At 66.4% G+C, this 24,858-nt stretch carries 26 protein-coding genes; 10 read left to right on the top strand and 16 right to left on the bottom strand.

The genetic code is table 11. The annotated features are described in order from the left end of the window. Positions 1–183 precede the first annotated feature (183 nt). Together AC5P57_RS12260 and yidA are read right to left on the bottom strand one after the other, a co-directional pair. Positions 184–471, bottom strand: a complete 288-nt coding sequence (locus AC5P57_RS12260) for a colicin immunity domain-containing protein (RefSeq protein ID WP_239503761.1) — start codon at positions 469–471, stop codon at positions 184–186. Positions 472–484: 13 nt separating this feature from the next. After that, on the bottom strand, positions 485–1,318 hold the full coding sequence (gene yidA / locus AC5P57_RS12255) for a sugar-phosphatase (RefSeq protein ID WP_099554849.1): 834 nt from the start codon (positions 1,316–1,318) through the stop codon (positions 485–487). Between the two features lie 149 nt (positions 1,319–1,467). Here yidA and AC5P57_RS12250 point away from each other — a divergent pair, with 149 nt between their 5' ends. After that, the gene (locus AC5P57_RS12250) at positions 1,468–2,130 is read left to right on the top strand and encodes an exopolysaccharide biosynthesis protein (RefSeq protein ID WP_099554847.1); all 663 of its coding nucleotides are present in this window, start codon (positions 1,468–1,470) and stop codon (positions 2,128–2,130) included. A 90-nt stretch (positions 2,131–2,220) separates the two neighbouring features. On the opposite strand, the gene AC5P57_RS12245 is transcribed toward AC5P57_RS12250, so the two are convergent. The 3 genes from AC5P57_RS12245 to AC5P57_RS12235 all read right to left on the bottom strand — a co-directional run bounded on the left by AC5P57_RS12245 (position 2,221) and on the right by AC5P57_RS12235 (position 4,484). Then, entirely contained in the window at positions 2,221–3,531 is a 1,311-nt protein-coding gene (locus AC5P57_RS12245) for a PQQ-dependent sugar dehydrogenase (RefSeq protein WP_099554845.1), read from the bottom strand. Continuing rightward, positions 3,524–3,964 carry a DUF2231 domain-containing protein gene (locus AC5P57_RS12240; RefSeq protein ID WP_099554874.1) on the bottom strand — a complete coding sequence of 147 codons (441 nt, stop codon included), beginning with the start codon at positions 3,962–3,964 and terminating at the stop codon, positions 3,524–3,526. The genes AC5P57_RS12245 and AC5P57_RS12240 overlap by 8 nt, the downstream gene beginning before the upstream one ends. A 109-nt stretch (positions 3,965–4,073) precedes the next feature. Continuing rightward, positions 4,074–4,484 (bottom strand): hypothetical protein, encoded by a 411-nt coding sequence (locus tag AC5P57_RS12235; protein WP_241896753.1) that lies wholly within the window; start codon positions 4,482–4,484, stop codon positions 4,074–4,076. Between the two features lie 252 nt (positions 4,485–4,736). Here AC5P57_RS12235 and AC5P57_RS12230 point away from each other — a divergent pair, with 252 nt between their 5' ends. Together AC5P57_RS12230 and AC5P57_RS12225 are read left to right on the top strand one after the other, a co-directional pair. Further along, entirely contained in the window at positions 4,737–6,503 is a 1,767-nt protein-coding gene (locus AC5P57_RS12230; protein ID WP_495219589.1) for a S8 family serine peptidase, read from the top strand. After that, the gene (locus tag AC5P57_RS12225) at positions 6,503–7,096 is read left to right on the top strand and encodes a S8 family serine peptidase (protein ID WP_315974205.1); all 594 of its coding nucleotides are present in this window, start codon (positions 6,503–6,505) and stop codon (positions 7,094–7,096) included. The genes AC5P57_RS12230 and AC5P57_RS12225 overlap by 1 nt, the downstream gene beginning before the upstream one ends. Positions 7,097–7,259: 163 nt before the next feature. Here the strand turns inward: AC5P57_RS12225 and AC5P57_RS12220 are convergent, their stop codons facing one another. From AC5P57_RS12220 to cyoA, 5 genes are all read right to left on the bottom strand, one after another. Next, entirely contained in the window at positions 7,260–7,958 is a 699-nt protein-coding gene (locus tag AC5P57_RS12220) for an SCO family protein (protein WP_262235464.1), read from the bottom strand. Between the two features lie 115 nt (positions 7,959–8,073). Then, entirely contained in the window at positions 8,074–8,406 is a 333-nt protein-coding gene (gene cyoD / locus AC5P57_RS12215) for a cytochrome o ubiquinol oxidase subunit IV (RefSeq protein ID WP_005411473.1), read from the bottom strand. 1 nt (position 8,407) lies between these two features. After that, entirely contained in the window at positions 8,408–9,043 is a 636-nt protein-coding gene (cyoC, locus tag AC5P57_RS12210; protein WP_262235465.1) for a cytochrome o ubiquinol oxidase subunit III, read from the bottom strand. Further along, positions 9,040–11,016: a cytochrome o ubiquinol oxidase subunit I gene (gene cyoB / locus AC5P57_RS12205; protein WP_012481499.1), complete on the bottom strand. Its 1,977-nt coding sequence runs from the start codon at positions 11,014–11,016 to the stop codon at positions 9,040–9,042. Before cyoB ends, cyoC begins: the two co-directional genes overlap by 4 nt. A 5-nt stretch (positions 11,017–11,021) precedes the next feature. Beyond that, the gene (gene cyoA / locus AC5P57_RS12200) at positions 11,022–11,927 is read right to left on the bottom strand and encodes a ubiquinol oxidase subunit II (protein ID WP_262235466.1); all 906 of its coding nucleotides are present in this window, start codon (positions 11,925–11,927) and stop codon (positions 11,022–11,024) included. 183 nt (positions 11,928–12,110) lie between these two features. Here cyoA and AC5P57_RS12195 point away from each other — a divergent pair, with 183 nt between their 5' ends. Genes AC5P57_RS12195 through AC5P57_RS12180 form a run of 4 tightly spaced genes read left to right on the top strand, consistent with a single transcriptional unit; the run spans position 12,111 to position 15,983 of the window. Further along, the gene (locus AC5P57_RS12195; protein WP_099554834.1) at positions 12,111–13,526 is read left to right on the top strand and encodes an aminotransferase-like domain-containing protein; all 1,416 of its coding nucleotides are present in this window, start codon (positions 12,111–12,113) and stop codon (positions 13,524–13,526) included. Positions 13,527–13,581: 55 nt separating this feature from the next. Continuing rightward, on the top strand, positions 13,582–13,860 hold the full coding sequence (locus tag AC5P57_RS12190) for a hypothetical protein (protein ID WP_262235467.1): 279 nt from the start codon (positions 13,582–13,584) through the stop codon (positions 13,858–13,860). After that, positions 13,860–14,459, top strand: coding sequence for a DUF6436 domain-containing protein (locus AC5P57_RS12185; protein ID WP_099554832.1), 600 nt, complete (start codon positions 13,860–13,862; stop codon positions 14,457–14,459). The genes AC5P57_RS12190 and AC5P57_RS12185 overlap by 1 nt, the downstream gene beginning before the upstream one ends. Before the next feature lie 9 nt (positions 14,460–14,468). Then, positions 14,469–15,983 (top strand): aminotransferase-like domain-containing protein, encoded by a 1,515-nt coding sequence (locus AC5P57_RS12180; RefSeq protein ID WP_262235468.1) that lies wholly within the window; start codon positions 14,469–14,471, stop codon positions 15,981–15,983. 181 nt (positions 15,984–16,164) lie between these two features. Here the strand turns inward: AC5P57_RS12180 and AC5P57_RS12175 are convergent, their stop codons facing one another. Beyond that, positions 16,165–16,653, bottom strand: a complete 489-nt coding sequence (locus tag AC5P57_RS12175; RefSeq protein WP_239503758.1) for a hypothetical protein — start codon at positions 16,651–16,653, stop codon at positions 16,165–16,167. 86 nt (positions 16,654–16,739) lie between these two features. On the opposite strand from AC5P57_RS12175, the gene AC5P57_RS12170 reads away from it, so the two are divergent. Together AC5P57_RS12170 and AC5P57_RS12165 are read left to right on the top strand one after the other, a co-directional pair. Beyond that, positions 16,740–17,555 (top strand): AraC family transcriptional regulator, encoded by an 816-nt coding sequence (locus AC5P57_RS12170; RefSeq protein ID WP_099554826.1) that lies wholly within the window; start codon positions 16,740–16,742, stop codon positions 17,553–17,555. Positions 17,556–17,660: 105 nt separating this feature from the next. Then, on the top strand, positions 17,661–18,332 hold the full coding sequence (locus AC5P57_RS12165) for a VOC family protein (protein ID WP_099554824.1): 672 nt from the start codon (positions 17,661–17,663) through the stop codon (positions 18,330–18,332). A gap of 1 nt (position 18,333) precedes the next feature. On the opposite strand, the gene AC5P57_RS12160 is transcribed toward AC5P57_RS12165, so the two are convergent. From AC5P57_RS12160 to AC5P57_RS12150, 3 genes are all read right to left on the bottom strand, one after another. Beyond that, positions 18,334–19,707: a TPM domain-containing protein gene (locus tag AC5P57_RS12160; protein ID WP_495219588.1), complete on the bottom strand. Its 1,374-nt coding sequence runs from the start codon at positions 19,705–19,707 to the stop codon at positions 18,334–18,336. 32 nt (positions 19,708–19,739) lie between these two features. Further along, a complete protein-coding gene (locus tag AC5P57_RS12155) occupies positions 19,740–21,578 on the bottom strand; it encodes a M3 family metallopeptidase (protein ID WP_262235470.1) in 1,839 nt (612 codons plus the stop codon). A 73-nt stretch (positions 21,579–21,651) separates the two neighbouring features. Next, positions 21,652–22,167, bottom strand: coding sequence for a hypothetical protein (locus AC5P57_RS12150; RefSeq protein WP_262235471.1), 516 nt, complete (start codon positions 22,165–22,167; stop codon positions 21,652–21,654). Between the two features lie 82 nt (positions 22,168–22,249). On the opposite strand from AC5P57_RS12150, the gene AC5P57_RS12145 reads away from it, so the two are divergent. Next, positions 22,250–22,876: a YiiX/YebB-like N1pC/P60 family cysteine hydrolase gene (locus AC5P57_RS12145; RefSeq protein WP_262235472.1), complete on the top strand. Its 627-nt coding sequence runs from the start codon at positions 22,250–22,252 to the stop codon at positions 22,874–22,876. Positions 22,877–22,930: 54 nt separating this feature from the next. On the opposite strand, the gene AC5P57_RS12140 is transcribed toward AC5P57_RS12145, so the two are convergent. Then, a complete protein-coding gene (locus tag AC5P57_RS12140; RefSeq protein ID WP_010482135.1) occupies positions 22,931–23,092 on the bottom strand; it encodes a hypothetical protein in 162 nt (53 codons plus the stop codon). Between the two features lie 272 nt (positions 23,093–23,364). Then, on the bottom strand, positions 23,365–24,789 hold the full coding sequence (locus AC5P57_RS12135) for a short-chain fatty acid transporter (protein WP_197577837.1): 1,425 nt from the start codon (positions 24,787–24,789) through the stop codon (positions 23,365–23,367). Positions 24,790–24,858: the final 69 nt, after the last annotated feature.

Raw genomic sequence — 24,858 nt, 5'->3', positions numbered from 1 at the left:
ATGACCGCGCGGTGCGCGCCGGTCAGTGGCAGACGAGGACGATCATCGGCCGTGGCATTCGATGGCGTGATTTCGACGTGCGAAATTCTTGCATCGCACTGCCGCATCCGCCATTGCACCGTGGTACAGCGTCGATGGCGGTGGGGATGGGTGGGCTATACGCAGGTATAGATCCAAGCCAGGCTAGCGAGCAGTCGTGGACTGCTTCCACTCATCGATCAAAGCCACAACGGCAGCATGCAGCTGGGCGGCATCAAGCTCATACGCATGGCGATCCATCTCTTCGCCGCAATACATGTCGGCAGCACAGAAGATGTTGGACAGGCACGTTGAAAGCGCTGCGTCATCCAAAGCCAGCACGTCAAGATCCCGCTCGATCCTCCACAGCTCGATGTAGGACTCGGAGAAGACCTGCGCCGACATCCGCTCGTTGGCAAAGGACTGAGCAAACATCATCAACGTCCAGCTCATGATGTGCTCCGGATCACTGCAGAACGAAGCGCTCAATCGCGCGCGCCACGCCTTCATCGGCGTTGCTGGTGGTTTCAAATCGCGCCACCGCCTTCACCGCATCGATGGCATTTCCCATCGCCACGCTGGTGCCGGCGTACTGCAGCATGGTGAGGTCGTTTTCCTGGTCGCCGATGGCCATGACGTTGGCGCGGTCGATGCCCAGGTACTCGGCCAGCTTCTGCAGGCTCGGCCCCTTGCCGGCGCGGTGGTCGAACACTTCCAGGAAGAACGGTGCACTCTTCAGCACCGCGAAGCGCTCGGTCAGCGCGCTGGGCAGGCGCGCGATGGCGGCATCCAGCACGTCGGGCGCGTCGATCATCATCAGCTTGATGAAGGACATGGACGGGTCCATGTCTTCCACGCGGCGGTAGGACAGCGGCATCCGCGAAAGATGCGAGTCGGCCACGGTGTAGTAGCTGATGTCCTGGTTGGGCGTGTACATGCGCTGGCTGTCCAGCGCCTGGAAGTGCACGCCCAGTTCGCGGGCCACCTGCTCGCAGAACAGGAAGTCGTCGAAACTGAGCGGGTACTCGACCACGGTTTCACGGGTGCCGATGCGCTGCACCAGGCCGCCGTTGCAGGCGATGCAGTAGTCGTCGTCGCCGGTGATGCCCAGCTCGTGCAGGAACGGTGCCAGTCCCGGCACCGGGCGGCCACTGGTCAGCACGATGTGCACGCCCAGCGCGCGCGCCTGCGCGATGGCCTGTTTGACCCGCGCGGTGAGCGTGTGGGTAGGGTCCAGCAGGGTGCCATCCATGTCGATGGCGACCAGTTCGATGGTCGATTGCCTGCGGCCCATGTCCATTGCGTTCAACTCGTGCGGGGCACGCCAGTTTACCCCCTCATGCCCGGTTCACCTCTTTGCCCACGCTGGCCGGGATACTGCGGGAGCCTGTGCGTCCCCCACCGCAGGACGGCCCATTGACCGCCCTTCCCTGGAGAACCTTGCGACGCATGACCTACCGTGCCCCCGAAACCAACGACAGCGCCCCCCTGGCCCAGCAGATCGAGCAGATGATCGACGAGCTGCCCGGCGAACAGGTCAGCGTCGGCACCCTGCTCAGTGCGCTGGGCGATGAAGGCCTGCTGCTGATCGTGATCCTGCTCTCGGCCATCTTCATCATTCCCGTATCGATTCCCGGCCTGAGTACGGTGTTTGGCGCTTCGATCCTGCTGATCGGCCTGAGCCGGGTGCGCAACCGCCCGCTATGGGTGCCGCAGAAGCTCGCCCGCCGCGAGATCGCCACCGACAAGCTGAAGGCCAACCTCGGCCGTGCGCTGAAGTGGGTGCACCGCATGGAGCGGCTGTCGCGGCCGATGCGGCTGGCGGTGATGGTGCGCTCGAAGAAGATGATGCGCCTGAACAACCTGGCGCTGGTCGTGGCCACCCTGCTGCTGATGGCGCCGGCCGGGCCGATTCCCTTCAGCAACACGCTGCCGGCCCTGGCGCTGATGTCCTTTGCGATCGGCTTCATCCAGCGCGATGGCGCGGCGGTGGCGGCGGGCTACGCGTTCGTGGTGGCCACGATGGTGTATTTCGGCGTGCTGCTGGGCGGCGTCGGGTTTGCCGCCGAGTCGGTGTTCAGCGGGTTCCGCAGCAGTACCGCGGAACTGTAGAGCCGAGCCCACGCTCGGCTGCTCTTCGTTCGGTGCACGGAAACCCGCGCGCTGCGCGCGCAAGCCGAGCATGGGCTCGGCTCTACAGAATTACTTGGCCGACACCCGCCACACCACGTCGCCCACGTCGTCGGCCACCAGCAGTGCACCTTCGGCATCCATCGCCATGCCCACCGGTGCGCCCATCAGGGTCTTTTCATCCTTCGAGGCAAAGCCGCTGACCACGGTCTGCGGCCGTCCGGTCGGCTTGCCGTCCTTGAATGACACGTAGACCACTTCGTAGCCGCTCAACGGCGAGCGGTCCCAGCTGCCGTGCTCGCCGATGAAGGCGCCGCCGTGGTACTGCGCCGGCAGCGCCTGCCCGGTGTAGAACAGCAGGCCCAGCGGTGCCACGTGCGAGCCAATGGCATAGTCCGGCACGATCGCCTTGGCCACCAGATCGGGCCGCTGCGGCTGCACGCGCTCGTCCACGTGCTGGCCGTAGTAGCTGTAGGGCCAGCCATAGAAGCCATCTTCCTTCACCGAGGTGAGGTAGTCCGGCACCAGATCGGCACCGATCTCATCGCGCTCGTTCGCGACTGCCCACAGTTGGCCGGTGCTCGGCTCCCAATCCAGCCCGGTGGGGTTGCGGATGCCCGAGGCGTAGATGCGGCTGCCACGGGTGGCCACGTCCACCTCCAGTACCACTGCGCGCCGGTATTCAACGGCCAGGCCGTTCTCGGTGATGTTGCTGTTGGAGCCCACGCCCACGTACAGCTTGCTGCCATCGCGGCTGGCCAGCAGTTCCTTGGTCCAGTGGTGGTTGATGGTGCTGGGCAGGTCGGTGAACTCGCGGCCCTTGTCGGACATGCGGGTTTCGCCGGGTACGTAGTGGTACTGCATGATGTTGCCGGTGTTGGCCACGTACAGCGTGTCGCCGATCAGCTGGATGCCGAACGGCGAATGCAGGCCTTCGATATAGACGTGTTGGGTCCAGGCGTTGGAGCCGGGCGTGCGCCGCAGCAGGGTGACCCGGTTGCCGCCCTTGCCGGCCTTGCCCGAGCGCGCCTTCACCTTGCCGGCGATCCACTGCTTGGGCGTGGTGACCGGCTCTTCGCCGGGGCCATTGCCCTCCACCACCAGCACATCGCCATTGGGCAGGGTCAACAGCCGCCGCGGATGCTGCAGGTTGGCGGCGATGCGTTCGATCTGCAGGCCTTCGGCCACCGTGGGTGACTGGCCATCAGCCCAGCCCACGCCCCGCGGCACCTGCATCGGTGGCATCAGGAAGTTCTTCGGTGCCGGCAGCGGCGGCTTCGCACCGGACTGGTCGGTGGGGTGGTATTCGGCCTTGCCGGCGCAAGCCGACAGGGTGACGGCCAGTGCCAGCGCAGCCAGGGTGGGCGGGATGTGCTTAGCCATGACGACCTCCCCGCAGCACCGGCGGCTGCAGTGACAGCAGGATCAGGCCCAGGGCGATCAGGGCCACGGTCAGCGCCGACAGGATCGTACCGGGCACCGCGACGGCATAGGCATCGCGGCTGTGCACGAAGGCATTCCAGATGGCCAGCACGACCGCGACCAGGTTGAGGAAGAAGTCGATGCGGTCGATGCGGGTAGCGGTGCCGTTGCGGCGCCAGACCGCGAACAGGTTGATCAGGCGCGGCAGGATGGCGATCAGCAGGCCGAAGGTGATCAGCCAGGCCGCAGCCTTGCCCCACATCACCTCGGCGCTGTTGAGGTAGATCGCATCGAAGATCAGGGCGCCGACGAAGAAGCCGAAGGGTATGGGGTTCAACAGGCTGAACAGCGTAGTGCCAAGGCCGCGATGGGCCTGGGCGAGCGGATTGACCATCATCGTGCTCCGATGCGGAAGGGTGCACGGGGTGTAGTAGCACAGCGGGATGTGAGGGCGCGCGATGACGCCGGGATGGGATTGCCACTCCCGCCGAACAGGCACCGCGCTACGCGGATTCGTCCTCGCGCACCTCGTGGAAGGGCAGCATCGTCTCGAAGCCGAATTCGTGTTCCATGCTGGTGCGGACCAGGCCGCCAATGGCGTAGCGGCTGGTGTTGGCATGCACGTCGATGCCACCGGGCCGCCACTCGGTGCGCAGATGCAGCGTCTCTACGCGTCGCATGACGATCCGCTCCTCCTGTAGCAGCGCGCGACGGTGCTTCTTCATCAACAGGCGCAGCGGTTTCACCGTGGTGATGCCGAATGCTGCCAGCTCGGGCAGCAACTCAGCGATATCGGCATCGTCGCCATAGTCGTGGCTGCGCGTATGCACGGCCAGCACCACCTTGCGGATGGCGGCGACCGAGAGCGGGGTCTGGTCTGCGCGCGCACGGCCGCGCTGCCGTTCGTTCTTCATGTGTGTGGTCATCTGCAAGTAGTTCTCCCTGTTTCCCACGACTCAAATTCAACCGCGCGAAGATGGCGTGAAGATATTTGTGTGCACTGTCATAACCAGACGCACTAAGCGTTTGTGACGTAATTGGCACATCTGCAGATTGAGTGTGTGAAGAGGTAGGGGGTTCTTCGTTGTGTCGCGTTTGGCTCGTTGCGATGGGGCAGTTCCGCCCCGCCGTCCTGCCATGCCGATTCACAACAGAAGGATTCGTGTATGAAGCGACACACGCAACGCTCCGCGCCACCGCGCTCCGCGCGCCTGGCCCTTGCCACTGCCCTGGTGCTGGGCAGCCTGGCCGTCACCGCCCAGGCCCAGCAGGCTGACCCGCTGGCCGGTCGCCAGCGGCACCTGCTCAACACCGGACAAGCCGTGCTGGGCGATACCCGGCCTGTGGCCGGCAACGATCTGAACGTGGACGGGCTGTTCCGCAACGGCATCCGCGGCCAGGGCGTCACCATCGCCATCGTCGATGATGGCCTGCAGATCGCACACCCGGACCTGGCTGCCAACATCGCGGCAGTCGCAGGCAAGAACTTCGCCAACGGTTCCAACAATCCGACGCCGCCTGATCCCGACGTCGACAACCACGGCACCATGGTCGGTGGCATCGCCGGCGCGGTCGGGGCCAACAATCTGGGCGTGCGCGGCGTGGCTCCGGCAGCGACGCTGAAAGGGTTCAACCCGATTTCGAGGGCTGCCCAGGGCAACCAGCAGAGCAACATCGAATATGCCTGGTGGGACGGTGCCGAATCGGCGGATGTACAGGTCTTCAACAACAGCTGGGGCGCAGGCCCTGGCAATCCAAACCTGCCGTTCGCATACAGCCAGAATGACATCACCGCCTACGAGCAGGCCTTGTCAGGCACCCGCGGTGGCCGCGGCGGCATCTATGTGAAGGCAGCGGGCAACAACTTCGACAATGCTGCGATCAACCAGTTCCAGGACGTCTGCACCAACGACACCAAGAACCGCAGGACCGGCTGTGTTCCGGCTGGCCGCGATCCACGCAACAACCTGTTCAACGTGATCACCGTGGCTGCGGTGCGTGCCGACGGTGTCCGCTCCTCGTACTCGTCCACCGGCTCGGCACTGTGGGTGTCCGGCTTCGGCGGTGAGAACGGCTGGCAGCGGCAGGTCGTGCCGGGGCAGCTGGCGATCCGCTACGATCCCGCCATCCTCACCACCGACGTCACCGGCTGCGCTCAAGGCAGCAACAAGAACAGCAGCCTGCGGAACACCCTGGACGGCGACCAGTCGGCCATCGACAGCACCTGCAACTACACCGGCAAGATGAACGGCACCTCGGCCGCCACGCCGATGGTGTCGGGTGTCGCGGCACTGGTGCTGGAAACCAACCCGAACCTGTCCTACCGCGATGTGAAGTACATCCTGGCCACCACGGCCACCCGCAACGACCCGAACCAGGCGGCAGTGACCCATTCCGACGGCCGCGTGCTGGTGCCCGGGTGGACAGTGAACGCCGCCGGCCGCGCCTACAGCAACTGGTACGGCTTCGGCGTGGTCAATGCCGCGCGTGCAGTGCAGGTGGCGGAGAACTTCCAGTCGCTGGGTGCGCTGGTAGACAGCGGCTGGCGCAATACGACGCGCACCGTGGCCATCGGCAATACCTCGGCGGCCGCCGCACGCCTCACCTTCCAGCTGGCCAACGGCGCGCGCAACATCGAAAGCGTGCAGCTGGGCTTCCGCGTCAGCCACACCAACACCCGCCAGCTGCAGTTCGTGCTGATCTCGCCCAGTGGCACCCGCAGCGTGGTGCAGCCGGCTTTCACTGCGATCGGCTCGGGTACCGGTGGCGTGCAGCGCAACTTCACCAGCTGGGACCTGTTGTCCAGCAATGCCTTCCTGGATGAGAACGCCAGCGGCACCTGGACACTGGAAGTGACCGACCTGGGGCAGGCCGCGAACGCTGCATCGCGTGGCAACCTCGAATTCTTCAAGATCCGCGTTCTGGGGCACTGATGATGAAGACGACCATTCTGTTGAGCACCCTCGCCCTCGCGGCGATGACCACCACCACCTGGGCCCAGAGTTCGGGCCAGACGCCGCCAGACAAGACCCTTTCGACCGTGGATGCACAGGCGCTGAAAGCGGCAGCCACCGGCCGTTCGTTCGATGTGGGCGGCTCACGCTTCCAGCTGGCGCCTTCGGCGACCGTGCAGCAGGCCAGCGGGGGTCAGTTCAAGATCACCCAGGGCAGCGCTGCCAGCGCACCTGCAGCGGGCACCCGCAGCAAGCGCTCTACCGATGCCGCGTCGGGCGCGGCCGCACGCCTGGATGCCGGAGCCAGCAAGTTCGCCGCCGCCGTCTCCAACGATGGCGCACCGGTAGTGGCGACCTCGCGGGTCAAGGTGTTCTTCACCGATGCGGCCTCGGCCCAGCGTGCAGCCACCGCCACCGGCGGCACCGTGGTGAAGGTGTCCAAGGCCTCCGGCCGCGCGATCGTCGAGTATCCCTCGGTGAATGCGGCGCTGGATGCGACCACCAAGCTGCTGTCGACCGCCGGCATCAAGGCGGCCGAGCCGGACGTGGTGCAGTGGGAAGAAACCCGGTAAAGCGTTGAGTGGTGCCCCGGCCGGTTGGCTCTCCTGGCCGGCCGGGGGATTGGTGTGGGAGATGTGCCGACCAACGGTCGGCACCCACGTGTCGACCAAGGTCGACATCTACCGGGGCAGCGGGCGCGACGAACAGGCGGCATCAGCCGCGCATGGCCCGGGATTACCGGGCGGCGAGTGTGTCGCTGTGCTTGCGGCTGCAGCTGGCCAGTGCGTCGTTGCCGGCGGCTGGATGAGCCGGTTCCAGCAGCAGGCGCTGCACGTCGGAGAACAGCTTGTCCACCGGCATGCCATAGGGCGCGAACAGGCGCAGACGGCCCTGGCGGTCGAACACGTAACCGCCCGCGATGTGGCTCATGGTGTAGGTCTCCGGCACCTGGCCGGGTTCCTTCTCGTAGAACGCCTTGAAGTCGCTGGCCATCGCGGCCAGCTGCGCTTCGTTGCCGACCAGTGCGATCGCCTTGGGGTCGAACGCTTCCACATAGGTGCGCGCAACCTCGGGCGTGTCGCGGGCCGGGTCGACGCTGACGAACACCACCTGCAGCTGGTCGGCATCCTTGCCCATCAGATGCTTGACCTGGCTCAGCTCGACCATCGTGGTCGGGCACACGTCCGGGCAGCTGGTGAAGCCGAAGAACAGATAGGTCACCTGCCCCTGCAGGTCCCTCGGGCCACGCACGGTGCCGTGGCTGTCGGGCATCGACCAGTGCTGGCCGAGCTCTTCGCAGGCGATGTCCTTGGAGTAGAAGTCCATGCGCGACTGCGCGCTGCAGCCGGCCAGCAGGCCGGCGGCCAGTCCGGCCAGCAGCGGCAGGCGGAATCGGGGAGAGAGCAACGAACGGACAACAACGGCAAGACACATCACGGGTACCACCAACGCAGGCGCGGGCGGGGTCTCGGTCAGGCCTGCCCTTGGGGAAAAGAAGGCTGAGGTGCCGGGATGATCGTGCGGTCCATGCCGATCACCCCGGCCACGGTCAGTTGATCATCATGTGGTAGTGCATGCTCCAGATGATCCACACCGACAACGCGACGATGATGAACAGGATCACCAGGGTGAACACGAAGCTGGCCAGGTTCCAGCCACCTTCGGACTTGCGGTCCATGTGCAGGAAATAGACCAGCTGCACCAGGATCTGCGCCACCGCGAAGCCGACCAGCAGGAACAGCGTGAGCGGCCGCGACAGCACCGGGTTCATCACCAGTGCGAACGGCACCACGGTCAGCAGCGCGCACAGCACGAAGCCGATCAGGTAGGACTTGGTGGAGCCGTGCGCATTGCCGGCGCGCGAGGTTTCGACGTGGGCCATGTCAGAAGGCTCCGATCAGGTAGACGAAGGTGAAGACGCAGATCCACACCAGGTCCAGGAAGTGCCAGAACAGGCTCAGGCACGACACGCGGGTGATGTTGGTCGGGGTCAGGCCACGGCGGTAGACCTGGTGCATGACCACCGCCATCCAGATCAAGCCGCTGGCCACGTGCAGGCCGTGGGTGGCGACCAGCGCGAAGAACGCCGACAGGTAGGCACTGGTGCTCGGGCCTGCGCCTTCGTGGATCAGGTGCGAGAACTCGTAGATCTCCATGCCGATGAACGAGGCACCGAGCACGAAGGTCACGCCCAGCCAGCGCAGCACCGCCGAGGTGTCGTGGCGATGCATCGCCAGCACGGCCTGGCCGTAGGTGATGCTGGAGACCAGCAGCAGGAAGGTCTCGGCCATCACGAACGGCAGCGAGAACAGGTCCTTGCCGGTGGGGCCGCCGGCGTAGGCGGTGCTGAGCACCGCATACGAGGCGAACAGCGAACCGAACAGCACCAGGTCGGACATGAGGTAGACCCACATGCCGAACACCTTCATGCCGCCCTGTTCGTGGCCATGGTCGTGTTCGTGGCGGTCTTCGTGCGCCTGCGTGTCGCTGGCCAGCTCGGGGCGGGTCAACAGGTTCATGCGCGTACCTCCTTCAGCTTGGCAAGGTTGGCCGCTTCGGTGCGCGCCACCTCTTCGGAACTGACGTAGTAGTCCACGTCCTCGTCGTAGGACCGCACGATCAGGGTGACGATCATCGCGATGAAGCTGGCCGCGGCCATCCACCAGATGTGCCAGACCAGGGCGAAGCACAGCACCAGGATCCAGATGTTGAGGATCAGCGGCACGCCGGTGTTCTTCGGCATGTGGATCGGTGCGTACTTCTTCGGCGGCGGCGGCAGGCCGCGCTTCTTCGCTTCGTGGAAGGCGTCCAGCTCATCGGCCTTGGGCACCACGGCGAAGTTGTAGAACGGTGGCGGCGACGGCGTGGCCCATTCCAGCGTGCGCGCATTCCACGGGTCGCCGGTCAGGTCCAGGTTGCGCTTGCGGTCGCGCACGCTCACGTAGATCTGCACCAGCATCAGGATGATGCCCGCGAACACGAACAGCGCACCGATGAAGGCGGCGATCAGGTACGGCGTCCACGCCGGGTTGTCGTACTGGTTCATGCGGCGGGTCATGCCCATGAAGCCCAGCATGTACAGCGGCATGAAGGCCAGGTAGAAGCCGATCACCCAGCAGGCGAACGACCACTTGCCGAGGCGCTCGTTGAGAGTGAAGCCGAACACCTTCGGGAACCAGTAGGCGAAGCCGGCCAGGTAGCCGAACAGCGCGCCACCGATGATGGTGTTGTGGAAGTGCGCGACCAGGAACAGGCTGTTGTGCAGCAGGAAGTCCGCGCCCGGGATGGCCAGCAGCACGCCGGTCATGCCACCGATGGTGAAGGTGACCAGGAAGGCGATCGTCCACAGCATCGGGACGCTGAACTCGACGCGACCGCCATACATGGTGAACAGCCAGGTGAAGATCTTCACGCCGGTGGGGATGGCGATGATCATCGTCATGATGCCGAAGAAGGCATTGACGCTGGCACCCGAGCCCATGGTGAAGAAGTGGTGCAGCCACACGATGAACGACAGGATGCCGATCGCCAGCGTGGCACCCACCATCGACTTGTAACCGAACAGCTTCTTGCGCGCGAATGTGGCGGTCACTTCGGAGAAGATGCCGAACGCCGGCAGCACCAGGATGTACACCTCCGGATGGCCCCAGGCCCACACCAGGTTCACGTACATCATCGGGTTGCCGCCCAACGTGTTGGTGTAGAAGTTGAAGTCCAGGTAGCGGTCCAGGGTGAGCGCACCCAGCGCCACGGTCAGGATCGGGAAGGCGGCGATGATGATCACGCTGGTGACCAGCACGGTCCAGGTGAACACCGGCATCTTCATCAGGGTCATGCCCGGCGCACGCATGCGCAGGATGGTGATGAACAGGTTGACGCCAGTCAGCAATGTGCCGACGCCGGACGCCTGCAGTGCCCAGATGTAGTAATCGACACCCACGCCTGGGCTGAACTCGATGCCCGACAGCGGCGGATAGGCGACCCAACCGGTCATGGCGAATTCGCCAACGCCCAGCGAGATCATCATCAGCGCTGCGCCGACCACGAAGATCCAGAAGCTGAAGGCGTTGAGGAACGGGAACGCCATGTCGCGCGCGCCGATCTGCAGCGGCACGATGATGTTCATCAGGCCGACCACGAACGGGGTGGCCACGAAGAAGATCATGATCACGCCGTGCGCGGTGAAGATCTGGTCGTAGTGCTCCGGTGGCAGGAAGCCATCACTGCCCGGCCCGGCTGCCGCCAGCTGCGCGCGCATCATCAGCGCATCGGCGAAGCCACGCACCAGCATGACCAGCGCCACCACCACGTACATGATGCCGATCTTCTTGTGGTCCACGGTGGTGAACCAGTCGCGCCACAGCGGGCCCCACAGCTTGAAGTACGTCACCGCGCCAAGCAGCGCGAGGCCGCCCAGCACCATGGCCGCCAATGTGACCACGACGATCGGCTCGTGCAGCGGCACGGCCTCCCACGTCAATTTACCCAACATGTTCGTTACTCCTGGGAAACCTGGGCACCGCCGGCAGCGCCCGCCGGGGTAGCAGCAGCGGTGTTCTCACCGACGCCGATGAACTGGTCGATGACCTTCTTGAACAGCAGCGGTTCAACACTGGAGAAGTGCTGCACCGGTGCGTTCTTCGACGGTGCGGCCAGCGCCTTGAACTGCGTGAAGCTGAGCGCGTCCGGCGCGCTGCGCACCTCGGCCACCCAGCGCTCGAAGTCTTCGTTGCTGCTGGCGGTGGCGATGAACTTCATGTTCGAGAAGCCATGCCCGCTGTAGTTGCCGGACATGCCACGGAACTGGCCGGGCTCGTTGGCGATCAGGTGCAGCTGCGTGCGCATGCCGGCCATCGCGTAGATCTGCCCCCCCAGCTGCGGGATGAAGAAGGTATTCATAGTCGAGTTGGAGGTGATGTTGAATGCCAGCGGGCGGTTGGCCGGGAAGTTGAGCTGGTTGACGGTGGCGATGCCCAGGTCCGGGTACACGAACACCCACTTCCAGTCGGTGGCGATCACGTCCACGTGCAGCGGCTCACCGGCCACGTCCAGCGGCTTGTACGGGTCCAGCTCGTGGGTCGACTTCCACACGATCACCGCCAGCACCGCGATGATGATCAGCGGCACGCCCCAGACCACGATCTCCACCTTGGTGGAGTGCGACCAGTCAGGCATGTATTTCGCGTTGGTGTTGCCGGCGCGGTAGCGCCACGCGAACACGAAGGTCAGCACGATGGCCGGTATCACCACGATCAGCATCAGGCCGATGCAGATCAGGATCAGGTCGCGCTGGGCGAGCCCGACCATGCCCTTCGAATCCAGCAGCACCCAGTCACAGCCCGACAGGCCGAGGCAGGCCAGGGCGACCAGCGCCAGGCGGATGCGGTTCCAGCAGATATTCATTGGAGGTCAACCCTGTTGAAGAAGCGCGCTTGACCGGCTCGCCTGCGCGCAGCGCCCGGGCGTGGAGCGGCTACACTGTGGGTACGAGGTCGCCTACAAGCAGGCGAACCACTCCAATCAAGCCCATACAAGATACAGCATTGTATGGACTTGTGCATCTGCACGTATGGAAAAAACTGACCGATGACGCCACCTGCCGCCGGCCGCCGCCTGAAACACCCCAATCGCACCTGGGTTCGCCCCTTTCGCGAGGGCGCCGGCCCGCTGTACCTGCAGATTGCCCAGCAGGTGCGCGAGGCGGTGGATGACGGCGTGCTGCGCCCCGGCGACCGGCTGCCGCCGCAGCGCGACCTGGCCCAGCAGGTGGGCGTGGACCTGACCACCGTCACCCGTGCCTTCGCCGAGCTGCGCCAGGCCGGCCTGCTCGATGCGCAGGGCGCCGGTGGCACCTTCATCGCGCTGTCGGCCGGCAACCGCAGCACCTCGGTGGACCTGAGCATGAACATCCCGCCGCTGCTGGGCAGCGCGCCGTTCGCACAGGGCATGGAGGCGGGCTTCCAGCACGTGGGCCAGCAGCTGGGCCAGGGCGAACTGATGAGCTACCACGTCGGCGCCGGCACCCGTGAGGACCGCGCCGCCGCGGTGCAGTGGCTGGCGCCGATGCTGGGCACGGTCGGTGCCGACCAGGTGGTGATCTGTCCCGGCGCGCAGACCGCGCTGTGCGCGCTGATCCTGGCCCGCACCCAGCCGGGCGAGCTGATCGCCGCCGAGCAGCTGACCTACCCGGGCCTGCTGGCCGCCGCGCGCGTGCTGCAGCGGGGCGTGGTGCCGGTGGCGATGGACGCCGAGGGCATGCTGCCGGAGGCGCTCGAGGAGGCCTGCCAGCTGCGTCGCCCACGCCTGCTGTACCTGGTGCCGACCATCCAGAACCCGACCACGGCAACGATGTCGGCACAGCGCCGGCAGGCCCTGCTGGCGGTGGCCAAGCGCCACGATCTGACCGTAATCGAAGACGATCCCTACTGGTTGCTGGCCGGTGACGCCGCACCACCGCTGGCCGCCCACCGCGATGCCGGCTGCCCGGTGTATTACATCTCCACCCTGTCCAAGTGCCTGGCGCCGGGCCTGCGCACCGCCTACCTGGTCGTGCCGGCCGGCGAGCCGATGGAACCGGTGCTGGATGCGCTGCGCGCAATCGCGCTGATGCCGACCCAGTCGATGGTGGCGGTGGCGTCGCAGTGGATCCGCAGTGGCCAGGCCCAGGACATGGTGCAGCGCTTCCAGCAGGAACTGCGCGAGCGCCAGGCGATTGCCGCGCAGTACCTGCCGTCCCGCGCCCAGGCGCATCCGGCCGGCCTGCATGTGTGGCTGCCGCTGCCGCCACGGCTGGACCAGTACCGGCTGATCCAGGCCGCCCAGGAACAGGGCCTGGGCATCGCCAGCTCGGATGCCTTCAGCGTGGAAGAGCCGCCGCCGGGCAACGCGATCCGCCTGTCGCTGGGAGGCGCAGTCGACCAGGGCGCGCTGGCCGGGGCGCTGGCCAAGCTGAACGAGATCCTGTCCGAAGCCCCCGAGGCCCGGCACAACGCCATCGTCTGAACCGGACGCATAGCGCTGCATCCATACAAGATGATATTTTGTATGCAATGTATGGATGAAGGGACGTGCATCGATGCGCGCCGAGAAACTGAAGTTCCACCTGGTGATGGCCGGGTGCGGTGGCTTTGTGGTGTTGATGCTGGCCGCGCTGGCCTGGGTCTGCCTGCAGCCGCAGACCATGGATGTGCAGGCCGCCGAACGCCACGCCATCGAGCAGTGCGTGCAGCGCAGCGAGGATCCCTCGCGTAGCGAGATCCAGCGTCGCGCGCAGGCCGACTCCTGCCGCGAGATGCGCAAGCAGTACGTGCACAAGTTCGGCGGGGAAGCGTCCTGATGGGCGCAGCCGCGCCGCGTCGCCGCTGGCTGCTGCCGACGATGATCGCCCTCGCCTGCCTGTTCATGGCCGGCGTGGCGGCTGCGCTGTGGCAGTACTTCGGCTACAGCGCACAGTCCACGTTCACCGAACAGGCCATCGTCTTCGATGATTCGCAGCTGCGCCTGCCGGCCGATCTGGCCGGTGATACCAGCCGCATCCGCGTGGTGCATTTCTGGGACCCGGCCTGCGGCGTGTGCAACCGCGAGACCGGCGCGCACCTGAGCTACCTGATCAGCATGTACCGCCGCGCCGGCATCGACTTCTATGCGATCCGCCGCCCGGGTACGCAGGGTGAGCTGCCCGAGCCTCTGCGCAACAAGGTGATCAACCTGCCGACCATCGACGGCATCGAGCACATTCCGGCCAGCCCTGCAGTGGCGATCTGGGACCGCCGGGGCCACCTCGCCTATGCCGGCCCGTACAGCATCGGCATGGTCTGCAACTCGGCCAACAGCTTTGTCGAACCGCTGCTGGACAGACTGGTGCGCGGCGAGACCGTGCGCCCGAAGGGACTGCTTGCCGTGGGCTGCTACTGCCCCTGGCAGGCCAAGCGCTGAGGACGCGCAATGACATCACTGACGCTGGCCGGTGCGGCCGCCGCAAACAACAACGGCGGTCACCTGTCCGAACCGACCGATGGTTATGGACAGGCTCCCGCCGTTGGAAGCAACGATACGCCCCGACATGCTCCGTACATGCCGCGACCGGATGTCGCAGCCCGCGAATGGGTGCAGGACGTGCTCGCGCACAACGGGCCGATCTACCTGCGCATCGTCAATTCACTGGAGCGTACAGTGCGCCGCGGTGGCCTCGCGCCGGGCCAGCGCCTGCCCTCGCAGCGCGCGTTGGCGCAGCAGCTCGGTATCGACCTGACCACGGTCACCCGCGCCTTCGATGAAGCACGCAAGCGCGGCCTGATCGAAGCACGCGGGCCACAGGGCAGTTTCATCGCACCGCCCAAGGCCGGCTTCGACCAGGTGGTGGACCTGAGCATGAACGTGCCGCCGGTGCCCGACGCCGATGCGCTGGCCGAGACCCTGCGCCGCGGTGCCGCCGCCGTGCTTGCACGCAGCAACGCGCCGAACCTGATGACCTATCACCTGGGTGGTGGCAACCCCACTGATCGCCATGCTGCGGCGCGTTGGCTGCAGCCGATGCTGGGAAAGGTGGACGACGCCTGCCTGCTGCTGACTGAAGGGGCGCAGGTGGCGCTTGCAGCGATCCTGGTCAGCCAGGGCCGCGACGACGATGCGATCCTCTGCGATGCGCTGGTCTATCCGGGCCTGCTGCAGGCCGCCGCCGCACTGGGCCGGCGGCTGCTGCCGGTGGACAGCGACGAACACGGTATGTGCCCCGAAGCGCTGCTGCGACAGGCACGTAGTAGCGGTGCACGGCTGGTCTATCTCAACCCCACCTGCCAGAACCCGACCGCGCTGACCCTGCCGCTGCAGCGGCGCGAGGCGCTGGCGCGTGCTCTGGAGAGGGAAGGCCTGCTGGCGATCGAGGACGATCCTTACTGGCACCTCGCCGAAGATGCACCGATACCGTTGGCAACGCTGGCACCGCGCCACGTGTTCTATGTGGCGACGCTGTCGAAGGTGATCAGCCCCGGCCTGCGCACCGCCTTCGTGCACTGCCCAAGTGCCGCACACGCCGAGGCGATGACGGCCGCGCTGCGGGCAACGCGGTTGATGGGCCATCCACTGGTGTCAGCGCTGGCCAGCCAGCTGCTGCTGGATGGCTCGGCACAGTCACTGCTGGCGCAGGTACGCAGCGAGGCATGTGAGCGCATATGGATGGCGAGGCACCTGCTGGCGCCATCGCTGCTGCAGCGTGCCGAAGGCCTGCATGCCTGGTGCCGGATACCGGCGCCGTGGACCGATGCGACCGTGGTGCGTACCGCGCAGCTGCAGGGGCTGGCGATCGCACCATCATCGGCATTCTGCCCGCCAGGCGTGTCGCATCCGAATGGCGTGCGGCTGTCGCTGGGGCTGGCAGCGGACCGCAGGCAACTGGAAAGCGCGTTGCGCCGGATCGACCGGCTGTTGTTATCGGACGCGTTGCCGGCGATCGAGCGGTAGGTGCAAGGAAGTGCCAACCAAGGTTGGCACCTACCAGAGCAGTAGATCCACGCCATGCGTGGATACGCGGCGCCCAGGATGCAGTAGCGCCGGGCCATGCCCGGCGGAAGATTTCCCGGCACGGTCGGAATGTGCCAACCAGGGTTGGCACCTACCAGAGTCCACCAGCGGTGTGCCGGGGCTAGTCCGTAGTCTTGCCGCCGAAGCCAAGACGGGCCGGCCGGGCCGTCCGCAGTGGAAAGAACAGCATGCCAATGGACACCATCTGGAACGGCGTGAACAGGAACCAGATGTTGTCGGTGCCGACCGCCAGGATGTTGAAGTCCAGATCGCCGATGCACTCCAACCGCTGCAACACCGTCACCAGTCCCCCAATGGTCGGAACCGGCAGAACGCCATGACCGGCCAGCAGCAACGTCGGTGTCAGCAGCCCGGCCAGGAGCGCGAAGCCGGCGCGGTACACCCAGGGATTGCCCTTCCAGTACGGCGCGCAGCGCCACATCAGCAGCAGCAATGCCAGGGTCAACAGCCAGGGCAACAGCCACTGGTTAACCACCATGTCCATCATTGGACCGGCTCCATTGGGCTGGCATCCCACGTCGTCGATCGCACGCCCCTTACCTCCCCCTTCATCCATGATGCGGGCATTGTTGCCGGTATGCAGGCACACGCAAAGCCCCGGCACCGCAAGAACTGCTAAACGCCAAACCTGCCGATCCGCTACTGTGCCGGGCACTGGATTCGGGGAACGGCAGGATGAGTGCGGCAGGCAAGGCGTTGTGGTACATCGAAACCCATGCGGATCGACCGCTGGCACTGGCCGACGTCGCTGCTGCGGCGGGGCTGTCGCCGTTTCATCTGTCGCGCCTGTTCCAGGCCCGCACCGGTACCTCGGTGGTGCGCTACCTGCGCGGACGGCGCCTGACCGCGGCCGCGCAGCGGCTGGCCGACGGCGCAGGCGACATCCTGCAGGTTGCGCTTGGGGCCGGCTATACCACCCATGCGGCGTTCACCCGTGCCTTCAGCGACCAGTTCGGGCAGACACCGGAGCGGGTACGCGAACAGGGCACCGACGGCCTGGTACTGGTGCAGGCGATCCGCGTGGACGAGGCGCCTGTACCCTGCGATGAGGCACCGCGCCTGCTCGACACGCCCGCCTTCCAGCTGGTGGGTATCGGCATGCGGCATACCCGCGGCAGCGGTGGTGCGATACCCGGACAGTGGGCGCAGCTCAACCGCGAATGGCCGACGCCTGCACCGGTCAGCTTTGGCGTGTGCTGCAACAGTGATGACGATGGCGGCTTGGACTACATCGCCGCACTGCCGGCCAGCGCGGTGCCGAGCGTACCTGCGCACTGGCAACGCGTGGACATTCCGCCGCGTCGCTACCTGGTGGCCTGGCACGGCGGGCATATCTCGACCATCCGCTCGACCTGGTTCTGGCTGCTGGATCACTACCTGCCCGGCTCCGGTCTCAGCCTGGCCGATGCACCCGATCTGGAACGCTACGACATGCATTTCGATGAGCACAGCGGCAACGGCGGCGTGGAAATCTGGCTGCCAGTGGAGTGATCTTCGAGCGCGGCACCCACCGTAACGAATCGTTGCGCCCGCGGTGACACCCACGCAATCCCGCCAGGTCTACACTCGGTGCGTGCGCTCCACGGAGGATCGATCATGCGCCTGTTGCACCTCACGCTGCCGGTATCCGATGTTGGTACCGTGGCCAGCTACTTCCGCGATGTGCTGCAGCAGCGCGTGATCGGCAATCATGTGCACATCGGCTGGAGCACGATCGAGTTGCAGCCCGCTGAAGGACGTCCGGTCGGAGGCGTGCACCTGGCCTTCAACGTACCGGACAACCGCTTTGGCGAGGCAATGACCTGGTTGCGCGAACGCACGCCACTGCAGCGCAATCCGGCAGGGTTGGATTATTTCGCCCTGGAAAGCAGCTGGCAGTCGCAGTCGGTGTACTTCACCGGCCCCGATGGTTTGATCCTTGAACTGATCGGCCGCCGCCGCTTGCCGGACAGTACGCATCAGGGCGCTTTCCACGGCAGCGAACTGACCTGCCTGAGCGAGGTCGGCCTGCCCAGCCACGATGTCGATGCTGTGCGCGAGCAGTCCAGCCTGCGGTTTGGCCTGCAACCGATCAGCCCGCCTTCGCCGCAGTTCGCGCCGATGGGCGACGACGAAGGGCTGCTGATCGTGGTCGCTGCGGACCGGCGCTGGTTCCCCGAGCAGAAGGACCTGCCCAATGCGCAGGGCCTGTTGCTGCAGGTCGGCGACGTGGCCGGCCCGGGTGTTGTGGAGGACACTGCACTCGGCTGGCGGGTGCAGGCGACCTGATCTACCAGCTGCCCGACGCACCACCTCCGCCGCTGCGGCCACCGCCTCCGGACCAGCTGCTGGAGCCGCTCGACGACGAACTGCTGGATGACGAACTGGACGCGCTGCGCTCACGGCGTGACGAAACCCGGCCATGCGCGCGCTCGCCCGGCAGCATGGTGAACAACCATACGAAGTACAGCAACACGCCACACACACCGGACACGATCATTGCCAGCAGACGTGGATCGTGCCCTTCGGCACGATGGATCGCCAGCAACGCACCCGCGGCGTAGCCGAGGGTCAACAGCACCAGCACCGTCATGCGCACGACGAAGCTGCTGCGGTTCTTCTTCCAGCGTGTGCGACAGGCCTGCACCAGCAGGAACACCATCAGGGTGACAACGCCCGCGGCGGCCTGCAGCAGCAGGTGCCGGGCCAGGCTCGGTGGCAGCTGGCCACGAAGCAGCGCCTGCACCAGGAAGACCGCGCCGGTTACCAGCATGCCACACAGGACGATGCGCACCCCACGGCTGCGACGCCAGCACCAGCCGAGCAGGGCCGCCACCGGCACGCCCAGCGCCATCACGAAGCACAGGCCCGGCAGCAGGTGGCGTGGCAGCAGCAACGCCACGGACAGCGCGCATGCGGCAACCACCGCTGTCAGCAGCATCGGACGCCCCCAGGCCGGCAAGGTCGGCCAGCTCGGCCTCGGTGCCGACGCATTGGCGGCCAGCGCCTTGCGCCGCCGCTCCCGACGGCTGCCGCTGAAATCGTCCTCGGTCTTCGCCGGCGGGAGGGGCGGCGGCGAGCGCCACAGCCCGGCCAGGAAGCCGGCCAGCAGGGTCAACGCCACCACCGAGTCTGCGCGTCGCCAGTCCGCAGGCAGCACATTGCTGGCCGACGGTTCTTCCCATGCAGGCAGGTCCTCGCCTTCGATCAGCGCCACCATGATCGTCGTGCCATCGAGCACGCCCTGGTCGAAATCACCCTCACGGAAGCGCGGCACGATCGCGTTGTCGATGATGCGAGCGGCGTACGCGTCCGGTAACGCACCTTCCAGGCCATAGCCGGTCTGGATGCGTACGCGGCGGTCCTGCACCGCCACCAGCAACAGCACACCGTCGTCGACACCGGTGCGACCCAGCTGCCACTGATCGAACACCCGCTGTGCGTAGGCCTCGATGCCCTCGTTGCCCACGCTGGGGACCACCAGCACCTGCAGCTGTGCACCTTTCTGCACCTGCAGCTGCAGCGCCTGCCTGCGCAGGGTGGCGCGGGTTTCAGCGGACAGCGCGTTGGCGGTGTCCACCACGGGATCGTCCAGCGCCGGGACCGGGATCGCCGCCAGCGCCGCCACCGGCAGCAGGCACAGCAGCAACAACAGCCACGTCATGGCTGCGGTCTGCCGTCCTGCGCGCAGCAGGCTCACGTACCCTGCCCCGCCTCGATCCGCGCATGCAGCGCCTGCAGTTGCGCGACCGCCTGGTTGAACACCTGCAGATCGGCATCCACCAGGGCCGCCCAGTCAGGCGCGTGCCCCAACAGCTGCGCCACCTGCTCGTTCGGCGCGCGATCGAAGCCCTCGCCAAGCACGGCAAGATAGCGCGCACGGAACCCTTCGGGGTCGCGCTGGTCCTGCACATACAGCTGCACGGCCAGCAGCCCTGCATACAGGTAGTTCACCAGATAGTTCGGGTCTTCATACATCAGGCGCTTGCCGATCCAGGTGTTGCGCAGCTGCGGGTAGCGCTCCGGTTGCTGGCCGAAGCGCGCCAGCACCTGCCCGGTCAGCGCGTCCAGGCCATCGGCGGTGCCCAGCGTGCCGGCGGCAACGCCCTGGTAGATCGACTGCTCCAGCTGCGCTTCCTCGGAAGAGGTGAACAGCTGCAGCACCATGTCGTCCAGCAGCGATTTCAGGTAGTAGGCCTTGGCACGCGGGTCCTGTGCCTGCTGGTACAGCTGGTCGCGGAAGCGCAGCTCGTTGTAGATCGCGAACGCCTCGGTCAGCCACTGGCTGCCATTGCGCTGCAGCGGCGACGCATGACCGCGCTGCATCCACTCGCCATGCACGGCATGGCCAGCTTCATGCGCGATTTCGACATCGCTTTCCAGATCGCCACGGCGCACGCCAACGAACAGCATTGCCGGCACACCGGGAGCACTCACCGAGAACGCGTCCTGGCTGCGGTCACCGCGTTCGGAGGCCAGATCCATACGCTGGTTGGCCGGATCGAGCAGCGCGCGCAGTTCGGCGACGTACGCCGGCCCCAGGTGCTGCATGGCATCGGCGGCGTTGTCGCGCAGCTGCGCCAGCGTCAGCACCGGTGGCGTGTAGCCGGCATCGGGCACCGTGGTATCCCAGATCTGCGGCGCGTCGATGCCGGATCGCGCAGCGTGGTGCAGCAGCATGTCCTGGTAGGCGCGGCGGTCCCCCGCGTGCTGTTCGATTGCAATCAGCGTCGCATCCACTGCCGCTGTATCCAGACCCATGCGCTGGTAGCCGTGTGCCGGCGCCGAGCCATCGCCCTGCAGGCGTGCGGCGGCGTCATTCACCTGCACCAGCCCCAGCAGCACCGACGCCATCGGCTCACGGCGCGAGTGCAGCCCCTGCCAGTAGCCCTTCCAGCCGGCCTCGCGCAGGGCGCGGTCGGGCTGCTGGGCCAGCGCCTGCTTGTCGCGCCCCGTGTCCCAGTGCCGACCGCCGTGCTCGAGCTGCGGGTACTCGGCGCTGCGCAGGATCTGCCCGCGCAGGCGCGCGAAACTGTCCAGCGCCGGATCGGCCAATGCCTCCACGGCCTCGTCCAGCACAGCGTTGGCCGGGGTGGTGGCTTCCTTCAACGCACGTGCGCGCAGGAAGCCATACGGTGCTGCCCACGTCGCATCTGCGGGCGCCTCGCGCAGTGCAGCGCGACCGCTGCGGGCGATGCGGCTGCACAGCCCCATTGCCTGGTCCATCGCCTGGGCCGGGCGATGATCGCGGGCGTTGCGGGCGGACTGCAGGTGCAGGTAGCCGAGATGCCGCAGGCACTGCGCCTCCAGTGCCTCGGCCTGCTGGAAGCGTTCCGCCGGTGCAAGGGTGGACGCCTGCTGCAGGGCCTCGACGCGCTTGCCCAGCGCGTCACGCGCGGCTTGTTCGGCGGTGGCATTGGCGAAGTAGGCGCGGTCATCGGCATGCACCGACTGTGCCTGGGCGCCGCTGAAGGAGGCTATCGCCAGTACGGCGGCGACGGCGGCGGTGGTAGCGCGCTTCCTGAAAGCCTGCATCGGCGTCTCCCTGCCTGGACCAGGCTTCGAGCCTAGCAGCCAGCCGCCCGGCTCGCCTGTGCCGAGTCAGGCCTCAGATCGACTCATCCTCACGCTTGACCAGTGTCCAGCACGGCGCCTGCGCGAAGGTATAGGTCTGCTGGTCGCTGCTGTCCGGCGTGCGGACCTGCACCTGCCGCTGCCCATCGGCCAGGGCACTGACCTGCATTTCGCGGCCCTGCCCGGCCAATGCGGCAGGATCGGGCATCACCGGCCACTCGACATCGGCCAGCGCCAGCCGGCTTTCCACCTTGCGCGGTTCCGGCTCAGCCTCCGCATCGATGTAGCTGTCCAGCAGCGGATCGGCAGTGGTCTTTTCCTGCAGCGCGATCTCGTTGCCGAAATGCTTCAGGAACGTATCGAATTCCGGGTAGGGGCATTCACTGGGTGCAGCCGCAGGTGTGGGCTCGGCGGCGGTCGCTGGCGCGGCTGGAGCAGGCACGGCTGGAGCAGGCGCCGCCTCGGCCGCTGTCTGCGGCGCTGGTGTGCAGGCAGCCAGAACCGCGCCGCAGGCAATCGTCAGCAGAACGGCAGAACGGTATCGACACATGGGCTCATCCTGAATCCGGTCCGGTCGCTCCATGCTACCGCGCACCCTACAATTCCGGCATTCCGCCTGTCCGAGAGTCCTCATGCATCGCCTCCTGCTCCTGATCGGCCTGCTGCTGCCCGCCCTGTGGCCGGCTGTGGCGTTGGCCGTCGATGTCCACGAAGGCGATCTGCTGTTCGTCACCGCCGGCCGCAGCGGCCTCAGTGCGGCCATCGACGATGCCACCGGCAAGCAGGGCGCGCTCAGCTTCGATCACGTTGCCCTGGTCGCGTCCACGCCGAAGGGCTGGGAGGTTTTGCATGCGGACGAGAAAGGATCGCGCCGGCAATCGCTGGTCGAGTTCCGCCAGGAGGCGCGCGCCAAGCAACGGCAGATCGTGGTCTATCGCCTGCGCGCGCCGCAGCAGGCGGCCATCAGGGATGCGGTCGCCACCGCGCGCACGATGCTGGGAAAGCCGTACAACACGTCGTATGTGTTGAGCGAGGACAGCTACTACTGCTCGGACTTCATCGAACGCGCCTTCCGTGCGCACCACGTGTTCGCATTGCAGCCGATGAACTTCCGCAACCCGCAGACCGGGGAGATCGCCCAGCACTGGGTGGATCTGTATCGCGGCATGGGCATGGACGTGCCGCAGGATCAGCCCGGTACTAATCCGAACGACATGTCGGCAGCGCCGGTGCTGCAGCGTATCGGCGTGCTGGAATAAGCAAAGCCCCGCACGGGGCGGGGCCTTGCCGGTCACGTTGCATGCGCAACGCGGTCATTCTTCTTCGTCGTGGCCGCCCTGCTGCTGGTTCTGGTTGCGCTTCTGCTGTTCCTGCTGCTGTTGCTGCTGCTGGTCGCGGCCACGGCCCTGCTGCTGATCCTGCTGGTTCTGCTGGCCCTGCTGCTTCTGGTTCGGGTTCTGGTTCTGCTGTGCCATGTCCGATCTCCAAAGCCACTCGCGGAATGCGGTGGACGTGGCCATCGTCTGCAGCGAATGGTTAATCAGGCGTGGGTGGGCGGCTACATCTGTGTGTACGCCTGTGAATGAACGCGCAGAAGCCCTTGCGGCACAAGCAGCTGAAGAATTCATGCGGGTTCGGCATGTGCTCATGCCTTCGTCAGCCTGCACGCATTCATGGCGTTCGCCGCCGGAAACACGCGCTGAACGAGGCTGGCTTCCCGGCTCACGCAGGGAAGCCAACCCTCCATTCAGGGCATCACCGGCGGCACATACGCCAGGGTCATGCCCAGCAGCCACAGCAGGCCAAGCACCAGCGGGATGTGCACCAGCAGCTGGATGAAGGTGAAGCCCACGATGTCGCGTGCCTTCAGCCCCAGCACGCCCAGCAGCGGCAGCATCCAGAACGGATTGATCAGGTTCGGCAGCGCTTCGGCCGCGTTGTAGACCTGCACCGCCCAGCCCAGGTGCGCCTTCAGTTCGTTGGCGGCCTGCATCACGTACGGCGCCTCGATGATCCACTTGCCGCCACCGGACGGCACGAAGAAGCCCAGCACCGCCGAATAGACGCCCATCACCAGCGCGAAGGTATCAGTGCTGGCCACGTGCACGAACAGGCTCGACAGCCGGTGCGCCAGGGTCTGACCGTCACCGCCGGCAGCGTGGGTGAGGATCATCGCGATGCCACCGTACAGCGGGAACTGGATCAGCACACCGGTGGTGCTCGGTACCGCCTTGGCCACCGCGTTGAGGAAGCTGCGCGGGCGCCAGTGCAGCAGCAGGCCCAGCGAAATGAACAGGAAGTTGTAGGTGTTGAGGTTGGCGATGGCGGTGACCACCGGCTTGTTGGCGAACTCGTTGAACAGCCAGCCGAACGCCAGCAGCGAGAGCAGTACGGTCAGCAACGGACTGTACTCCAGCCATTCGCCCGGGCGCGTGCGGCGCTGCAGTGGCTCCGGTTCTGCCTGCGCGGCGCCGGGGAAGTCTTCAGCGGTGCGGGCACTGCCGGCGGCCGGTGCGGTCAACCAGGCGATCAGCAGCGAGACCAGGATCAGCACTGCGGTCAGCGCGATCGACTGCCACAGGAAGATGGTTTCGGTGAACGGCAGGACGCCGGTGATCTCCACCAGCCCTGGCGGCATGCTGGCCGGGTTGGCCTGCAGCTGTGCGGCAGACGAACTCAGCCCCATTGCCCACACCGCACCCAGGCCGAGGTAGGCCGAAGCACCGGCCGCGCGGTAGTCCATGCGCAGTTCGGTACGGCGCGCCAGCGCGCGCACCAGCAGGCCGCCGAATACCAGCGAGAAGCCCCAGCTGAGCAGCGAGGCCAGCATGCTGACCAGGCCCACGTACACCACCGCACCGCGGCCGGTGCGCGGCACCCGGGCGAGGAAATCGATGAAGCGTGCGACCACCGGCGCGGTCGCCACGGCGTAGCCACCGATGACCACGAAGGCCATCTGCATGGTGAAGGGAATCAGGCTCCAGAAGCCGTCGCCGAAGGCACTGGCGGTGGCCTGCGGGGTCGAGCCGAAGCTCATCGCAGCCAGCGCGACGATGACCACGCCGAGCACCGCGAACACGTACGCATCGGGGAACCACCTTTCCGCCCAGGCGGCCGAGCGCAGCGCTGCGCGCGCCATCCAGCCGTCCTGTACTGCTGCCGTCGAGGCCATCGCCTACCCTCCCAGGTTCGATGGTTCGATTCTGGGCGGTGGGGTGCGGGCTGTCAGCCACCTATTGGT

Source organism: Stenotrophomonas sp. YJH_SMC_79 (assembly GCF_059367995.1).
The sequence above is the reverse complement of the archived record's forward strand: the minus strand, read 5'-3'. Positions and strand labels throughout refer to the sequence as shown.

What these genes read in the sequence shown, in the direction of transcription:
- cyoD (WP_005411473.1), bottom strand. Translation starts at nt 8,406, where the DNA reads ATGGCCCACGTCGAAACCTCGCGCGCCGGCAATGCGCACGGCTCCACC.
- AC5P57_RS12235 (WP_241896753.1), bottom strand. Translation starts at nt 4,484, where the DNA reads ATGAAGAACGAACGGCAGCGCGGCCGTGCGCGCGCAGACCAGACCCCG.
- yidA (WP_099554849.1), bottom strand. Translation starts at nt 1,318, where the DNA reads ATGGACATGGGCCGCAGGCAATCGACCATCGAACTGGTCGCCATCGAC.
- AC5P57_RS12135 (WP_197577837.1), bottom strand. Translation starts at nt 24,789, where the DNA reads ATGGCCTCGACGGCAGCAGTACAGGACGGCTGGATGGCGCGCGCAGCG.
- AC5P57_RS12140 (WP_010482135.1), bottom strand. Translation starts at nt 23,092, where the DNA reads ATGGCACAGCAGAACCAGAACCCGAACCAGAAGCAGCAGGGCCAGCAG.
- AC5P57_RS12245 (WP_099554845.1), bottom strand. Translation starts at nt 3,531, where the DNA reads ATGGCTAAGCACATCCCGCCCACCCTGGCTGCGCTGGCACTGGCCGTC.
- AC5P57_RS12250 (WP_099554847.1), top strand. Translation starts at nt 1,468, where the DNA reads ATGACCTACCGTGCCCCCGAAACCAACGACAGCGCCCCCCTGGCCCAG.
- AC5P57_RS12155 (WP_262235470.1), bottom strand. Translation starts at nt 21,578, where the DNA reads ATGCAGGCTTTCAGGAAGCGCGCTACCACCGCCGCCGTCGCCGCCGTA.
- AC5P57_RS12165 (WP_099554824.1), top strand. Translation starts at nt 17,661, where the DNA reads ATGCGCCTGTTGCACCTCACGCTGCCGGTATCCGATGTTGGTACCGTG.
- AC5P57_RS12145 (WP_262235472.1), top strand. Translation starts at nt 22,250, where the DNA reads ATGCATCGCCTCCTGCTCCTGATCGGCCTGCTGCTGCCCGCCCTGTGG.
- AC5P57_RS12240 (WP_099554874.1), bottom strand. Translation starts at nt 3,964, where the DNA reads ATGGTCAATCCGCTCGCCCAGGCCCATCGCGGCCTTGGCACTACGCTG.
- AC5P57_RS12190 (WP_262235467.1), top strand. Translation starts at nt 13,582, where the DNA reads ATGAAGGGACGTGCATCGATGCGCGCCGAGAAACTGAAGTTCCACCTG.
- AC5P57_RS12195 (WP_099554834.1), top strand. Translation starts at nt 12,111, where the DNA reads ATGACGCCACCTGCCGCCGGCCGCCGCCTGAAACACCCCAATCGCACC.
- AC5P57_RS12220 (WP_262235464.1), bottom strand. Translation starts at nt 7,958, where the DNA reads ATGTGTCTTGCCGTTGTTGTCCGTTCGTTGCTCTCTCCCCGATTCCGC.
- AC5P57_RS12150 (WP_262235471.1), bottom strand. Translation starts at nt 22,167, where the DNA reads ATGTGTCGATACCGTTCTGCCGTTCTGCTGACGATTGCCTGCGGCGCG.
- AC5P57_RS12170 (WP_099554826.1), top strand. Translation starts at nt 16,740, where the DNA reads ATGAGTGCGGCAGGCAAGGCGTTGTGGTACATCGAAACCCATGCGGAT.
- cyoB (WP_012481499.1), bottom strand. Translation starts at nt 11,016, where the DNA reads ATGTTGGGTAAATTGACGTGGGAGGCCGTGCCGCTGCACGAGCCGATC.
- cyoC (WP_262235465.1), bottom strand. Translation starts at nt 9,043, where the DNA reads ATGAACCTGTTGACCCGCCCCGAGCTGGCCAGCGACACGCAGGCGCAC.
- AC5P57_RS12260 (WP_239503761.1), bottom strand. Translation starts at nt 471, where the DNA reads ATGAGCTGGACGTTGATGATGTTTGCTCAGTCCTTTGCCAACGAGCGG.
- cyoA (WP_262235466.1), bottom strand. Translation starts at nt 11,927, where the DNA reads ATGAATATCTGCTGGAACCGCATCCGCCTGGCGCTGGTCGCCCTGGCC.
- AC5P57_RS12185 (WP_099554832.1), top strand. Translation starts at nt 13,860, where the DNA reads ATGGGCGCAGCCGCGCCGCGTCGCCGCTGGCTGCTGCCGACGATGATC.
- AC5P57_RS12225 (WP_315974205.1), top strand. Translation starts at nt 6,503, where the DNA reads ATGATGAAGACGACCATTCTGTTGAGCACCCTCGCCCTCGCGGCGATG.
- AC5P57_RS12230 (WP_495219589.1), top strand. Translation starts at nt 4,737, where the DNA reads ATGAAGCGACACACGCAACGCTCCGCGCCACCGCGCTCCGCGCGCCTG.
- AC5P57_RS12160 (WP_495219588.1), bottom strand. Translation starts at nt 19,707, where the DNA reads ATGACGTGGCTGTTGTTGCTGCTGTGCCTGCTGCCGGTGGCGGCGCTG.
- AC5P57_RS12180 (WP_262235468.1), top strand. Translation starts at nt 14,469, where the DNA reads ATGACATCACTGACGCTGGCCGGTGCGGCCGCCGCAAACAACAACGGC.